Below are 15,295 nucleotides of genomic sequence, written 5' to 3'. Positions count from 1 at the left end.
CATGACTCACGACTTACATTCTCGTTGGTTCTTAACCGGCGTGTTGTTGTTAATTTTTGCTTTATTATCATTCGCTGTCATGCCTCTGTTTGCTTTAAATAATGCGACTGATAAAAACACCTCGAACAATGAGAACAATGAGAACAAGCCTAACGCAGACAGTCAAACTGTAGAAATTAATATTATGCAACAGATCGCAAATGCTGTGGTCAGCAAACGCGGAGCCGATGGCTGCCTGCGTTGCCACGATACAGATAAACAAGTGAATATTGCGGAGGTATTTCAATCACCCCACGGCATTGCAGTAAATCCTCGCAGTCCTTTTGCCCAAGAACAATGTGAGTCCTGTCATGGCCCAGGTTTAGAACACAGTAAAAGAATTCGCCGTGGCGAAACGCGTCCGCCCATGATTAACTTTAACGGATCGCATCGACTCGACAGTACCGCCGATATGACCGAACTACGTAATCAGCAATGCTTAAACTGCCATAAAAATGAACTTCTCGCGTGGCAAAGTAGCCAACATCACTCGTTGGAATTAGAGTGTACTCAATGTCATTCTATTCACGTTGCAAGAGATCCCGTACTGGAAAAATCGACACAGGCGCAAGTGTGTTTTCAATGTCACCACGCACAACGAAATGACAGCACTAAGTTTTCCCACCATCCAGTAACTAGCGATATAATGAGTTGTACCGACTGTCATTCTCCGCACTCATCAAACAATGAGTTTTCACTCAAAAAACTATCCGTTAACCAAACTTGCTTCCAATGCCATGCCGATAAACGCGGCCCTTTTCTATGGGAACATTATCCGGTGACAGACAACTGTACGACCTGCCATGATCCCCACGGATCAATCAACACAGCAATGCTTAATAGAAGGGCTCCCTTGCTATGTCAACAATGCCACAATAGCAGAGAACACTCTTCGGTTGGCTTTAGCGGATCGGAGCTCAACGCTAATCGAGCTGAAATATTTATGTTATCGAATAGCTGTACTAACTGTCATACTCATGTGCATGGTTCAAATCACCCAAGCGGTGATAAACTCAATCGGTGACTTTATGGATCGCCAGTGCTTCTCTTCAACTCAACCTTTGTTAAAGTTAATTGCACTGGTTACTTTATTTTCGGCTGAGAATAACTCCGTTGCTAATGACAAAAATACTGACTTACTGCCAGAAATGTTGGAGTTTGAAAATTGTGAGTTCTGTAATCAATTTACGGAAAGTTATCTAAGATATTACGCAGGACTTTCGTGGCTAAATGGTCACTACCTGAAAAACCACCGGGAACTAAATTACCAAGAACCTTTTGATTTCAGCTTTGGTTTCGAATCTCAGCACTGGAACAACAACTTACTTCTACTTTTTAACATAGACTATTTAAATGAAAATAACCAAGAGTTGAGCTTTTCATTTGAAAAACCAGGGTTATATCATTTTCAACTTTATCAAAATGCTCGGCTATGGCATACAGGTAATTCACAAATCAGTTTATTTACGCAACACAATGGTTATAACGCAGCACTGCCTGATGGCTGGCAGCCTATTGCATCGACTGATGACCTGACAAGTTCAACGATTAATTTCCAAAACTTTGAACCCAGCAATGAATTGCTCAGACAAGGCATCAGATTCGATTATTCCCCCACGCACCCCTGGAAAAGTGGAGTTAAACTTAGTTCAGATAATTATAAAAGCCAACAATTACATGCCGGCAGCATACTGACTGCTTCAACATTTTTTCCGTTGCAAAAAGATTTCACGAATGACCAACTTACAGCTTACCTTGCCTATCAAACTGAGAAGTGGCAATTAAAATCGTCTTATCACTTATCTTTATTGCAAAACAAATACACGACTACTTTTTGGGAAAATCCTTTTGTTTCAATCAATAACAATTATACTGAAATTCCCCATAGTCAGCTGCCAGATAATAAGTTTCACCAAATTAGCTTAAGCTATGTCAATCAGCTGACATCTAGTCAGCGTTTACACCTAAATGGTGCTTGGGGAAAAGGTTCGCAGGATGATTATTTCGCACAGCCTTTTAATCCATTACAAGGCTATGAAACGGCTCTACCACAAGAAACAGCTAATTTGAAAGTCAATACATCTAACATAAAAATAAATTATTCGAACCGAGTAAAAAACAATATAAAACTGAACTATCGCTATCTGTTAGACGAGCGTCAATCAAAACACTACTTGCTCACCGAACACCTTTGGTCGAGCAGTAATACAGCTAATGACACCGAGTTTAATGTTATCTACCCTCGAGTTTTGGATTATAAAAAGCAAAACCATCTGTTCAATCTTAATTGGCGAATCAATAAAATGATGTACTTATCATACAAAAGCAAGTGGAAAAACTATGATCAACTAAAAGACTCCATTAAATCGGATGAAGCTAAGCACGCTTTTCGTTTAAATATTTTCCCAACCGAAAATTACGACATTTCACTTTCAGCGGGAAGGGCAAACAGAGAAGGTTCAATAAGTCGGTATTATTGGAGTGCCGACACGTCATTTGAAGAACGTAATATCCTCAGTCGTTTTCATGCCAACAAATACAACCGAGTTGAGTGGCATATTAATAACAACTGGCTTATCAATCATAAAAGTGCGGTAATGATTGATTATAAAAATCAATGGGATCGTTATCCTAAAAGCCCCTATGGCATTCAGAGTGCAAAGCATTCCATCGCACACATCGAGTACCAGCATACCTTAAACAACTCAACTCACAGCTCATTTTATATTGACCGTGAATTGAGTCGCTCAAATCAGATTGGTGGTATTCAAGACGACACATTACCTTGGTCCAGCGAATATCGAGACTATATTGTCACCTTCGGTATCAATCTCAGTTATCAACCAAATCCATCCGAGTGGCAGTATAAGTTGGCTATTCTCAACAGCCAATTTTATGGCGACCAACATACACAGTCCGTTTTAAATGAAGAGCCATTTCCAACCATAAGAAGAGAACAGACGAAAATAAAATTTGAGCCAATTTATCAACTTAATCCGATAACAACGTTAAACATGTTATATCAATACGAGCGATTGAATAATCGTGACTGGCAACAGGACCTGCTAGTAATTGATGAAGTACCTAAACTAATCCCACCTACGTTAATAGCACCAAACTACAACCTTCACTTTTTTTCCATAAAAGTAGTCATCACCCCTTAAAACCTGCACCAACATATACTAGACAAGAAAGCGAAAGCATGCTCTATTCTGTATAAATTTCGACTAAAATCGTCAACTTTGACTTGATGCGCTGCCCAACTCCAAAAACATTTTCTTCTAGTTTATAAAATGGTTTAAAAGTCACAATTAATATATTTGTAGCCGCTCCATAGGCTCGCTAAAGAAATAGCCTTGTGAATAGTCAATCCCAAGATCTTCAATGACTTTCTGAACTTCTTTAGAATGAACAAACTCGGCAACCACCTTAATATTGGCACTTTTCGAAAAGTTTACGATAGCTTTAGTAATCTCATAGCTTTTCTTATTAGTGTTTATATCTTTAATATATTTTGAGTCTATCTTAATGAAATCGACATCAAGAGAATAAATACGTTCGAAATTGGAATACTCTGAACCAAAGTCATCAATCGCCAAAAGATAACCTTGCTTTTTGAGTTCAACTAATTGACTAACATTACTTTGCTTTCCAGAAGCACTAACACCCTCAAGTATTTCCAACGTTACTCTAGATGGATCAATTGAGTGCCTTTTGGAGGCTCCGGCAAGAAAATCAACAAGATAACGTCGACTTAGGTCATCTTCCGTTATATTAATGTTGAATGATACATCGGAGAAATGCTGCATAATTAGAAAACTTTTCTCGATGATTGCTTTAGTAATATTGGGTAGCAGACCCGACATTCTCGCAGGTTCCAGAAAGTGATATGGGGAAACAATTTCGTCTTCAGTCTTTATTCTCGCTAAAACTTCATACTTATCGATTTTTCCAGAATGATTATCTCGTATGCCTTGAAAAAATGGAACAACCCAATCGTTCGCAATGGCTTTGTGTAATAAATTATTGTAAACAACAAACTGTTCTCTTCGAGCATTGTCAATAATACTTTGGTCTTCCTCGTAAACCAGAAAACGGTTCTTACCTTCTTCTTTCGCCTTCTTTAACGCCAGTTTCGCGCTTCTCAAAAGCTCATCACACTTGACCGCAGCTCCAAAGGTAAATGTCACATTCAATGTAATTCCGTCAATTTCTAAATTTTTATCAGAGAAATAACTTTGAATCGTTTCAATAACAGTAACGACTTCTTCATCGTCTTCAAAATAAAGAGCGAACTCATCAGAGTCAATCCGATATAAATGGGACAGTCCAAATATTTCTTTTAAAAACAGTGAAATCTTTATTAGTAACTTATCACCAAAAGAATACCCGTAAACCATATTAATGTAGCTAAAGTTATCGATATTGAGCAAAACTAATGAGTCAGCGTCAACTCTAGATTTTAGTCGCTGCTCCAAACTAAACTTATTATTAAGCTTCGTGAGACTGTCATGAAATGCCAGAAACTCCAGCTCTTGCTGAGACTCCCTTAGCCTGCTCATATCATTAAACAAAATCAAATAGTTCTCTATTTCACCGTTACTACTTTTAATTGAGCTTATACTTACCCATAAGGTTAAATCTTTTCCGGTCGCGCTAATTCCACGAATTTCACCACTCCAACTACCACTACTTTCTAAATTGCTTACTAAATACTGAGAAACATTCGAATCACTCAACTTCGAAATCAGCGACAAATAATCGACACCTACCAGCTCGCTTTCGGAATACTGAGAAATAACCAATAGTGCTCGGTTGACTTCAATAACCTTTCCATATTTATCCGCAATCACAACACCATCAGAAGAATCCAATAGCGCAGTCGCAATTAAATTAATACGCTTCTGATTGCGCTTATTTTCCTTAAGGGCTTGCTTCAATCGAGCCAGCATTTCATTAAAGCTATCTTCAATAATCTGCAGCTCTGTTTTTTCTCTGCCACCAATTTCAACCTTTTTACCATTACAGTTATTCGTATCCAGAATTTCTATGCTAACGCCACGAATTTGCTCAATCAACTTAGATAACGGCCGATTCAACATACTCCGACTAATAACAGAAAAAATAATCCAAAGAGCGGCAGTCTTAATAAATGCATTAATCAAGATAAAAACAAAGCCGAGCTTGACTCGATCAAATACAACCTCACCATTTGAGTACAAAGTAACTGTACCAACAATGCCATACTCCGGTACTATCAAATTGAATCGGTGCGCAATGAGCTCGGACAAGATTGAATGTTTAAAAGAAAAGTAGGGGGATTCGTCTATATCATTCTTTTTTTGACGTTCTGTAGTGCCAATAAAAGCTAACAACTCTGAGTTTTCATCTTCAACTTCTATACCAATCAGAGTTGGAATTTTAATATTACCCTTTAAATTACTTTCGATAAGCTCCAAGTCATAGTTCTTTGTTGCTGCTAACAAACTAGGCTGAATGACTTCTTGCAATTGCTCTAACTCAACTCTCACATCTTTCTTTTGGCTATAAAATTCAATAACAACATGGAGAAAAGTAACTAATATTGCGACCAAAACATAATTGGCGAATACTCGAGTCAATAACTTAATTGATATCGATTGATAAAACTGATGATGTTCTTCTTCTGGCATAAATTACTCGGGATTTAACGGGCTCTACTCATTGGGTCGAAAATTGTTTCTTTCTAAAGCCAAGCTTGAGCCTTTTTTTGTGCTTTCTCTAATGCCGCTTTGGCCGACATATCATTGTTTAATGCATCATTAATTGCTTCTTTTAATAACTCTCTAACTTTTACATAGTTTCTGGTCATTATTTTAGGTCGAGAAAATTCCAGTTGCTCTTTGTTAACAGCAAAAGCGTGGTCTTCGTAGACTCTTTTAAGTTCAGGTGTTTCAAACGCCGCTTCGGTCACCGGAAAATAGCCTGTTGCTTTACTGATTTTAACCTGATTTTCTGTTTGCAAAAGAAACTCAACAAAAGTCCAAGCGGCCTCTTGTTCTCTCTCACTCATATGCTTTGAAATAAATAAGTTTGCACCACCCACTGGAGTACCGAACTGAACATTTTTAGGCATAAAACTACTGGTCCAGTTGAACTTTGCCTTTTCAGAGACAAAATGCATTCCACCTGAAGAATAATAGGTAACAGCACTTTTACCAAAGTAGGTAAAATAGTTAAGTGAACCTTTCCAATTTCGCATTTGCCTCAAAAGCCCCTTCTGATTAAGCATCTTCCAATAACTTAACGCTTCGATCGTTGTCGGTTTATCAAACCAAACTTCTGTGTTACTTGGATTGGCAAGAGCACCTCCATTTTGGATAACAAAGGCTTCAAATATCCATTCAGTCCAATCGCCCGGTAAGGTAAACTGAGCTCGTCCTGTTTCCTCTTTCAGTTGAATTAACAGTTCCGTTAATTCATCCCAAGACTTTGGTAAATTACTTTTACCAACACCGACAGTTTGGAGTAAGTCTAAATTGTATAAAATCACCGGGGTACTTCGAAATACAGGAATACCGTATAGAGCACCATTTTCTGCGTAGCTATTTTCTAAGAATGCAGGTTTAAATTGCGAGAGGAAACTGCGTCTTTTTGCTATAAAAGCGTCCAGAGGTATGATCGCGTCAGAATCTTTGAGCGTTAATAGTTCAGAAATTTCGATGATAGACACGCCTGAACTTTTCTTTCGTTTTGCCAGGGCAATAACTGTGTTTAACACATCATTGTAATTGTTTGCCGGACGAAACAGAATTTTTATGTCCGGATTATAAGATTCAAAGATATCGACAAGTTCTTTATAGGTTCTTGACGACTCTGTCGTTGCCCCACTAGGCGTGTAGAAAGGAATCTCTATTTTTGCGCTTGATACGGAGGTACACAGCCAGATTGCGGAAACAAAAATAAAGTGAATGAACCTTGGTTGCATGGCTGAAAAACCTGTTAAATACGTTTATCGATAGATACTTAAGCGAATTGTCGGATAAGATAACCTATAAATTATAGACCAAGTCAGTTTTGCTATCTTATTGACTGATCCAACATAGCCAACGCACTCAATGCTTAGATACTGTAATACAAGCTATTGTTTTTAATATGCTTTGTTAAATTGAACGATAGGTCGTTGAATTTTGTGTTTTGGAGACAGAAGTTCGACTTAAAGCACTTAAGACAATGAGCAAAGCAAATGATTTTGTAGAGATTAACAACAAAAAAGGCGACCACATGGGTCGCCTAAAAAAGTCAGAATAGGAATTTCGGATTATCGACTAAAACACCCCGATTCAGGTAAGGGTGGATTAAAATCCTTTGTATCCGATGGTTATCTCTATGGAAGAGTTAACTTGGTATCCCATATCCATCACATCCGAAGAGCTCTCTTCTTTCGAGATGTAACTAAAATCTCTTTCTGGCACTATGTCTCTAGCCTGACTAATCGGGGCTAAGTATAAAGGTCGGTCGTGTACGCCGCCTGACAACATAGTTCGAAATGATGATACCAAATTTTTCAAAGAAATCTCCTGAATGCGATTGCTTCTTAAAAACGGCCTGCATTATAACTTGGCGCGATATACTGTAAACCGATTTGTAAATATTCACATGCATTTGTCCAAAGGAGACTCTGAACCTAGCCCTTGCTATCAAAGGCTTCCGGGGAAGGAGTGTAAATAATGCACGAATGGAGACATTCAAAATCTGGGTATTTCATCACACTATTGAGATAGGAAAAATCGGAGCTTTTTCGCTATTCGGAGGATAAAAAAAGAACAAAGTATTAAGTAGGTATGCTGGAGACAGCCATTAGATGACACTCCCGCCTATAACCATTAAAGAAAAGCCAACTTTAGGCGCATATTGGCGGGTTGATTACTTTTCTAACTTAAGCAGTCAAGCTATTCAGCTCCACCGCTGAAATCACATGAATCACCAGAAGAATCGCTACTGCCACCAAAAGAAGCCCCTAAAATTAGACTACTCAAAAACCCTGGAGCTATGGCAGATTCAATCGTCCCTCTCATATCAGTACAACTTCCATTATCTACTCCGATGCCATTCACATGCTGCATTTGATTACAATGAATAAAATAAGCATAGTGAATGTGTTTATCATTTAAACTCGCTCTTCTAACCGCAACATCAACTTGCTCTCTGGTATACGGAGGCTCGCCAAACTGACCTAATTCGGCAGGCAGCCTTTCAATGTAATTTCTGATGGCTCTCTTTAATCCAAACATTCAAATTGCCTCACTTAAGATTTATCTCATCTGGGTTAATTGTGCTTTACCTTTCAATTGAGAACTCAATGCCTATTTTGCACTTTTATACAATACCACACCTCAATGACGCGACCAGTTAACAGCCCTTTATCGTCGCTCACGATTTTCCTAATACTCACTGACATCTTTTATTTGAATTTTCTCAATCGATTCTAGTATTCGTTTTCTGTTCAAAAAAAGTCAACCGACAATCATACACCTATATTTCAGATAAAAGCTTCTGTTTGCTTTTTAACCATAAAATAAAAAACCGTCTATTTTAAATTCAATATTCCTTTCATTTTTACGGTCAATAATCGTTCAAGAAAAATCAACTCTCAATAATTATTTGACATTCAAACAACGAAATTTTTTTGAATATCAACCCTCAAAAAGATTAAAAAAAACCAAGCTCATTGCGCGCTAAAAAGATTGTTACTGATTGATATTTATCCAGCAAAACCGCCATTCAATGCACAAGAATCCATCGAAAAGATATTGTAGCCAAGTCTCAATTGATGAAACTTTTATGTGTCTCAATTCATAGTTAGTCATTTAAATATCTCACACAATAAAACGTATAAATTACATACAAATGTAACTCTTTGTTTTTATTATATATCTCATCGAGTCACAAACTATTCCTAAGATTTGCACAGCAATTTATCGCCAGATTAAATAAATTCAACCTCGAAAGTGTTGCGATTCATACTTTAATAAAAATAAACAAAGATGAGGCTTAACATGAGAAGAGGCGATACGGTAAGACTTCAATCCGGTGGTACCAAAATGACCATTTTCGGAATTGTTGAAGAGCTACCCGATACAACAAAAGAACAATTAATGAACAGCGGTGCAGAAGAAAAAGATGTCGTCTGTAAATGGTTTGTCGGCACAACTCTAAAGAAAGAAATCTTCAAACCAGAAATGCTAATGCGCGCATAATTAATTTCCAAAGCGTTGACGAAGCAGTCTGCGAACACAGAGATTTTTGTGTCGCTTGTTCAAAGAATTTTGGTAGGACCAAAAGGCAAAGAGTGCTCTGGCACTGATATTTCGCAATTATCAATAATGGGGCTATGCGAATAAAAACAACAGTATCCCCAGATTCTTGTGATTTTGTGCTTAAAGCCCCGAAAGGGGCTTTTTTTAAATCCCAACACCAGAATTTTTCCACTTGAGAATTCCAGCTTTGCGCCCAACTTATTTAATACAGCAATTTGATTGTCTTTCCTTAATGAACATGTCTGATAGAAAATGAAACTACTCTGTTTAAAAATCAAGCATAAGTAGTACAACAGACACATAAAAGGCCGCCTCGAAACAAGCACTAAAAAAACAATGTCATAAGAAATTGCACAACACCCGAACTAAATAATCGAGTTAAGAGTTTTCCTCTCGTTCCAGGATATCAGAGACCTTACACTCAAGTTCGTCCACCAACTCAGGATCCATGTATTGGTACTCGTCAGGAATGTCTAAAATATATAACCGCTTATGATCCATCATACGAGTAAACTCGGCTAACAACCTATTCTTGTGCTTCTTTTCCATAACAAATATAAAGTCCGCCCAGCGGATATCCGCCGGGCCTACTGTTTTTCTTGCACTAGGGCTCGTTCCTGCCGAGCGAGCATTAAAACCAGGACGCCTTCTCCAGATTTCCTCGCCAGTAGGACTTCGCCATTGATTACGACTACAAATAAAGAGTAAGTTCAAACGATTTTTCATCAGAAACTAAATCCAGATCCAAAAGTTGTCGCTTGCTCTTTACTGGATGATCCAGCCTATCTTTTGCATTCACAAGATTCTCTCGTAAATAACGTAGGAAACATCGAGCATGCCTTCATGTCTTATTCGCCTCGGATTGTCATGTATCATTCAAGGCTTCCGTAGTTAAAAATACCAACCTCGGTTTATAACCTAGCAAAGTATCGTCTTTAATTTTAAACCGAATTCTATACTGTATGTTCTCGAATGCTCCAACCTTGACATTCCCAAACGCCCAACCAATTCCTCTACCACGTTGCCAAGCCCACGGTTGCTTGTAGAGGTATTTTTTATCAGGAAGGGCCTCACTATAACTCCTAACTTTACCATTATTCCAAATACTACTTTCTGTAACGAGTGTTACCTCATTATTTATCAGATAGATTTACGAATGGCTAACACCCTCAAAACCTCCCAATGAAGACCTGCGAACTCCTCCAGCACACTAACTGAATAATTTTCACTCAACCGTGATTCTGCAATGACAGCTAGGATTGTTGATAAATTCATCACTAAATAGAGAAGTTTCGTGCGAACTAGGAACGTTCAAAAAACAACCGTGTACAAAGTTGTACGGTTACAAATTACCACAAAATATCGAAAGATTAAATTTTGTGCTTTACAGAGCAAAAATCAAACAACTCTTTATTTCAAATATTAATAAACAACCAAAACAATCAACTTTTAGTGCAAGGCAAATTCAGAATGCAGATGAACAAATGGTATAATGCTCACGCAGACTATTCTTTTAGTCCATATTTTGAGCATCATTAACTTACTGTTTCTAATTTTGAGCTAAAGGAGGTCGAAAAAGCTTTCGAGTTTTTGTGAGTTCTAATACTATTTGTGTGATATTTACTCAAACCTTTATATCTCGAATGAATGATAAATAGTAATTCTCGTCAAAGATAAATAGAATGTCACACATATACCTTGGTTTAGGGACTCTCAAAATGAAATATTTAAACTCAATCCTTTTGTTTTTGTTTGTGAATTTTGCTACTAATAGCGTCGCAGAAGACCGTGCAGAAGTAGCAGATATGAGTGCAAATTTACTTCTACCAGACGGAAGCTATCTTCAGGTAGAAGTTTTTACCGAGTGCGCATTGGGCGGGACAAACGTAGGAGCCCTATTATTCAGCGACGAACAGGTCGATGATTATGCTGCCGGACTTACTGCAAAGTATGGGAGTCAATACGGTGATTTACTCAGACAAACATGGGCAACGAAAAGAAACCCAGAAGATCCAAGACTTCCTACTTATATAGTAGTTTTTAAAAGCCAGAGCGAAGCAAATGACAACAATACTCAAAAAGCTTTATCGGGTGTTTCAAGATCACAGGAAGCGGGCAGCACAACAAGAGAAGCGGTACCAACTTTTATTGGTAACTGTGGCGGCTCTGTGCACCCACCTGCAAGCTGACAATGCACCGAAACAAACCGTAAGTACAAAGCACATTACAGTTGAATCTGGATTATTATCTAACCGATCGCCAAGTATTTTTAAAGATGACCATGGTTTTCTATGGATTGCGACCTACAACGGACTGAGTCGATACAACGGCGAAAGTTTTGAGCATTTTCAAAAATCTCTCGATCCAAATTCTAATAGCATCAATGGGACGCAAGTTAATGCCATTCTTGTGAAGACCTCCCCTGCCTGGGATCAAAATCATCCTCCAGAGTACAAGGCCTGGGTGGGCTTTAATGATGGTAAGGGCTTACAGGTCATTCAAAATGGTAGTGTCGTAAAGACTCTCCTCAGTGGTAAAACAGTTAACTTAAACGGGCTGTATAACATTGACGATAATAAAATTGCCGTTGCTTCTCGCAATGAAGTGTATCTGTTTGATGAAAACTTCAACGAATTAAATAAACTGACGTTTAAAGACAATATTACGGCCATTATGCCACTGAGAGGTTCTGGTGGATTATTACTCGGCACCCGATCAGGAATTCGATTTTCCAAATCGCAGCCCAAGGGCCTGTCTGCACTCAACCATGTTGCCGTAAAAACATTTCATAGAGTAAACGATAAAATTTACATCGGTACTTCCGATGGATTAAAGGTTTATGACGAACAATCTCAAGCGCTAACGCCGATTCTAACCGACGACACGGTGTATTCTTTCAAAATGACTGAAGAAACCTTTTTGCTGGGAACACAAAACGGACTGCTTGAGTGTGACAAAAACCTTTTAAACTTTAACCAGTGCAAACGATATTTTGCGAATAATTACATTTTAAGCATTGCGCACGATAATGCCTCGGGTATCTCCTGGGCAGCCACACGAGACAATGGCGTTTTTCAATTAGCGCCGAATCGATTGAACATACAAAATTTTAAAGGCAAGCCTGGTACACATTATCACTCGATTACATCGCTTAATGGCAAAAAATGGATTGCTTCAGATGGTGACGGTCTGTGGGAAAATGACAATGGCCGACTTACTCAAGTTTCGGGACTGCCCTCGAAAAATATTCTTTCGATGATTCCAGATAATTATGGTCGACTCTGGCTTGGGCATTTTAAAGGACTCACCGTGTTTAATCCTGGCTCGAATAAAATAACTAACTTACTGCCCAATGAAGTTGTCTTGAGTTTAAAGACTGACGGTCAAAATATATATGTGGGAACTGACAGCCACGGCGTCTTTATTTTCGACCTGAACTTAAAGCAGCGTAAGACGATTAATTCTGACCGAGGATTAAAAAGCCAAACAATTACAAGTTTAGAAGTCGCCAATTCGAATGAATTGTGGATTGGAACGACGGATGGATTGTTTAATGTTACGGCCAATCGTGAAGTAACTCAATTCTTACCCGAGCATGTCATTTGGAGCTTAAAACAGGTGGATGATGCCCTATATGTCGGCACACAATCAAAAGGCATCTTTATTCTTAAAAATGGCTCTGTGTATAAAAACTTTACGACATTTAACAGTAATTTGTTAAGCGACACCATCACTGATATTGAGCATCTGGTTGATAGTGGCAAAATAATATTCTCTACCCTCAACGGTATTTCTTACTTGGAAACATCAGCTTCCGACTGGTTTAAGAACTTCGACAGAAAACGCGGCCTCTTCCCGTCTGAGTTTTTGCGAAACTCTCTTTCATTAAGTGAAGATGTTTTGTTTTCAGGCGGAACCAATGGATGGAGTGAAATCAATAACTTTGACTTCAGCGCTGAACCTGTAAGCTTACCGTTATATACCAAGACAGAAGTTCCTAGCGAAATAGACTACGGAACACCGGTTTCGCTAAAAGTTTTTGGTGTCAATCATCTTTCACAGTTTCCATCAAACATATCTTACTCGCTGAACAATAATCCGATGGTTAATTTAAACTCCGAAGATTCCATACACTTCGCACAGCTGCCAAGTGGTAAACATTTAATAAGAATAATGTTCCACTCTAAGTCTGGTGTTGGGAAACGAGAGTTTTCAATCAATATTGTATCTCCAGAAAAACCTTCGTTTTATTTATACATGACGTTATTTTTCTTCTCTGCGTTTGGCTTATTTTCATTTGCCGTCTGGTATTATCATCGAAACAAATTAGAAAAAGTGATCAGTAAATACGAAGGTGCTCAAGCCGAGTTAAATCATATCCTAGGTCACGACGAGTAAGCTATCGATTAAAAATATTAATTCTCCTTGTGCTTTGCTGCTTATGTAGCAAAGTACACTGTAGTGTTTTCAACACCCCAAAAACTAAAAGCTTTTATAGAACAAAATATTAAGTTATATTTTTAAAAAGACCGATACTCAAATAAATAACATTGCTACTTTTTCTATTTCTATTTCTATTTCTATTTCTTGTTAAAGATTAGCATGCAAGCATTCCAATATTTATAAAATCACCATCCATTAACTTAACTGTTAGATCTTGTTTGAAACAAACCTCTTCTCCATTTGCTCTAATAATATGAATATCCACCAAAAACTCACCAAACTTCGGATCATTGCTTTTATAGTAGAAATATTTTTTCTCTCCAGGCGACAGAGGAACATCTTCAATCTCTCCGTCATACACCTTAATTTCAGAATTAAACTTTTCACAATAGGCGTTTATGGCATCTTCCAATGTCTGAGCTTCTACAAAAATGTATTTGAACCATCTATTTTTGTCCCAAAAGGTTCAAAAGTTACTTGCTGTAAGCTATCGGGACCTCGTACTTCAATCATTTGTACCTTTAACGCAACTTGTTAAATACTGACCTATGTTCGAACTCTGCCGATTTAATACGTTGCAAATTCTTGTAGTAGTTCATCACCATCTAAAAAGAGATCATAGTCGACTTATGTGTTGGCGATAATATTTTCATCTATTATTTCTGTGAATTCAGAGAGAAATTTAATGCGCTCAGTTTCCATTTAGTACATACGCTTGATTATATCAGTCATTATTGCCCGATAGCTGCAGCGCTATTTGCTGCGAAAACGCACGTTTAAGCCACAGTAGTCTTTTTTCTTGCCCTCCAGAAAAAATGCCACTCTTACCATACACGACATTGACTTCAAATTGCGACAGTAAGTTTCCTTGCGCATTTTTGACAACAACAGTGCCGCGCATAAAGTCTGGGCCTGATCCATAACTAAGTGCAGCAGATGCTAAATAGCTGCGAACGCGCATATGGGTAATGGTCACTTCTACGACCACTCCTGTGCTGTTTGATTGGTCATATAAATCAAACTTACCCAAATACTGCTGGATGTATCTTTTAAATTGCCGCTGGCTAAAATCAACCTCTTCATCTTTTATTTTAGCCTTTACATTCTTTCCTAGCTTGAGGTCAATAGTGGAAATTGCTTGAGCTCGTGAAATTTGGCTCCCGCTATTTGTTTGTTTGGGATCGGTGATAACGTTTTTCGAACAAGAACAAAGTAATACTGCGATGAAAACGATACTGAAAATACGATTCATGTTTTTGGTTCATTTAGTGAATTGACTAGATATTGCCGCAGTATACCTTGATGATAATAGTAATTCATTGGACTTATTACACATTTAACGCCTTTACTTTTCAGTATTTAGTAAGTGACTGGAAGAGGCACTTAAATGTCACACAACAGTTTATTATCAAAGCCTATTTCCCAAAGCTTCAAGGTATGAGCAAAGTTCATTTTCTAAATTTAATGTAAATTTAACGCTATCTACAACAATGATACTTGAAGTCGTAATTATT

The 15,295-nt window shown here is 37.9% G+C and carries 12 protein-coding genes; 5 read left to right on the top strand and 7 right to left on the bottom strand.

The annotated features are described in order from the left end of the window. Nucleotide 1: 1 nt before the first annotated feature. Both FAX86_RS16885 and FAX86_RS16880 read left to right on the top strand, forming a co-directional pair. On the top strand, nt 2-1,063 hold the full coding sequence (locus FAX86_RS16885; RefSeq protein ID WP_144394655.1) for a DmsE family decaheme c-type cytochrome: 1,062 nt from the start codon (nt 2-4) through the stop codon (nt 1,061-1,063). Nucleotides 1,064-1,067: 4 nt separating this feature from the next. Next, nucleotides 1,068-3,203: an MtrB/PioB family outer membrane beta-barrel protein gene (locus FAX86_RS16880; RefSeq protein ID WP_164503644.1), complete on the top strand. Its 2,136-nt coding sequence runs from the start codon at nt 1,068-1,070 to the stop codon at nt 3,201-3,203. A 147-nt stretch (nt 3,204-3,350) separates the two neighbouring features. Here FAX86_RS16880 and FAX86_RS16875 read toward each other — a convergent pair whose 3' ends face one another. The 4 genes from FAX86_RS16875 to FAX86_RS16860 all read right to left on the bottom strand — a co-directional run bounded on the left by FAX86_RS16875 (nt 3,351) and on the right by FAX86_RS16860 (nt 8,312). Next, entirely contained in the window at nt 3,351-5,711 is a 2,361-nt protein-coding gene (locus FAX86_RS16875; RefSeq protein ID WP_144394653.1) for an EAL domain-containing protein, read from the bottom strand. A gap of 53 nt (nt 5,712-5,764) precedes the next feature. Continuing rightward, nucleotides 5,765-7,006, bottom strand: coding sequence for an ABC transporter substrate-binding protein (locus tag FAX86_RS16870; RefSeq protein ID WP_144394652.1), 1,242 nt, complete (start codon nt 7,004-7,006; stop codon nt 5,765-5,767). 370 nt (nt 7,007-7,376) lie between these two features. Beyond that, entirely contained in the window at nt 7,377-7,589 is a 213-nt protein-coding gene (locus FAX86_RS16865; protein WP_144394651.1) for a hypothetical protein, read from the bottom strand. Nucleotides 7,590-7,970: 381 nt separating this feature from the next. Then, complete coding sequence (locus FAX86_RS16860; protein ID WP_144394650.1) at nt 7,971-8,312, bottom strand: hypothetical protein; 342 nt, start codon at nt 8,310-8,312, stop codon at nt 7,971-7,973. Between the two features lie 765 nt (nt 8,313-9,077). On the opposite strand from FAX86_RS16860, the gene FAX86_RS16855 reads away from it, so the two are divergent. Continuing rightward, the gene (locus FAX86_RS16855; RefSeq protein WP_164503643.1) at nt 9,078-9,278 is read left to right on the top strand and encodes a DUF2158 domain-containing protein; all 201 of its coding nucleotides are present in this window, start codon (nt 9,078-9,080) and stop codon (nt 9,276-9,278) included. A 438-nt stretch (nt 9,279-9,716) separates the two neighbouring features. On the opposite strand, the gene FAX86_RS16850 is transcribed toward FAX86_RS16855, so the two are convergent. Continuing rightward, entirely contained in the window at nt 9,717-10,064 is a 348-nt protein-coding gene (locus FAX86_RS16850) for a low molecular weight protein tyrosine phosphatase family protein (protein ID WP_144394648.1), read from the bottom strand. A gap of 956 nt (nt 10,065-11,020) precedes the next feature. Here FAX86_RS16850 and FAX86_RS22665 point away from each other — a divergent pair. Both FAX86_RS22665 and FAX86_RS16845 read left to right on the top strand, forming a co-directional pair. Beyond that, nucleotides 11,021-11,527 carry a hypothetical protein gene (locus FAX86_RS22665; RefSeq protein ID WP_246128640.1) on the top strand — a complete coding sequence of 169 codons (507 nt, stop codon included), beginning with the start codon at nt 11,021-11,023 and terminating at the stop codon, nt 11,525-11,527. Continuing rightward, a complete protein-coding gene (locus FAX86_RS16845) occupies nt 11,409-13,736 on the top strand; it encodes a ligand-binding sensor domain-containing protein (RefSeq protein ID WP_246128653.1) in 2,328 nt (775 codons plus the stop codon). The genes FAX86_RS22665 and FAX86_RS16845 overlap by 119 nt, the downstream gene beginning before the upstream one ends. A 199-nt stretch (nt 13,737-13,935) precedes the next feature. Here the strand turns inward: FAX86_RS16845 and FAX86_RS16840 are convergent, their stop codons facing one another. Together FAX86_RS16840 and FAX86_RS16835 are read right to left on the bottom strand one after the other, a co-directional pair. Beyond that, nucleotides 13,936-14,193 carry a hypothetical protein gene (locus FAX86_RS16840; protein WP_144394646.1) on the bottom strand — a complete coding sequence of 86 codons (258 nt, stop codon included), beginning with the start codon at nt 14,191-14,193 and terminating at the stop codon, nt 13,936-13,938. Nucleotides 14,194-14,505: 312 nt separating this feature from the next. Beyond that, nucleotides 14,506-15,033: a hypothetical protein gene (locus tag FAX86_RS16835; RefSeq protein WP_144394645.1), complete on the bottom strand. Its 528-nt coding sequence runs from the start codon at nt 15,031-15,033 to the stop codon at nt 14,506-14,508. Nucleotides 15,034-15,295 lie beyond the last annotated feature (262 nt).

The organism is Pleionea sediminis (genome assembly GCF_007570825.1).
Lineage (GTDB): Bacteria > Pseudomonadota > Gammaproteobacteria > Enterobacterales > Kangiellaceae > Pleionea > Pleionea sediminis.
The sequence above is the reverse complement of the archived record's forward strand: the minus strand, read 5'-3'. Positions and strand labels throughout refer to the sequence as shown.

Coding starts and splice junctions, on each gene's coding strand:
- FAX86_RS16880 (WP_164503644.1), top strand. CDS start 1,068: ATGGATCGCCAGTGCTTCTCTTCAACTCAACCTTTGTTAAAGTTAATT.
- FAX86_RS16875 (WP_144394653.1), bottom strand. CDS start 5,711: ATGCCAGAAGAAGAACATCATCAGTTTTATCAATCGATATCAATTAAG.
- FAX86_RS22665 (WP_246128640.1), top strand. CDS start 11,021: ATGTCACACATATACCTTGGTTTAGGGACTCTCAAAATGAAATATTTA.
- FAX86_RS16855 (WP_164503643.1), top strand. CDS start 9,078: ATGAGAAGAGGCGATACGGTAAGACTTCAATCCGGTGGTACCAAAATG.
- FAX86_RS16860 (WP_144394650.1), bottom strand. CDS start 8,312: ATGTTTGGATTAAAGAGAGCCATCAGAAATTACATTGAAAGGCTGCCT.
- FAX86_RS16885 (WP_144394655.1), top strand. CDS start 2: ATGACTCACGACTTACATTCTCGTTGGTTCTTAACCGGCGTGTTGTTG.
- FAX86_RS16870 (WP_144394652.1), bottom strand. CDS start 7,006: ATGCAACCAAGGTTCATTCACTTTATTTTTGTTTCCGCAATCTGGCTG.
- FAX86_RS16850 (WP_144394648.1), bottom strand. CDS start 10,064: ATGAAAAATCGTTTGAACTTACTCTTTATTTGTAGTCGTAATCAATGG.
- FAX86_RS16835 (WP_144394645.1), bottom strand. CDS start 15,033: ATGAATCGTATTTTCAGTATCGTTTTCATCGCAGTATTACTTTGTTCT.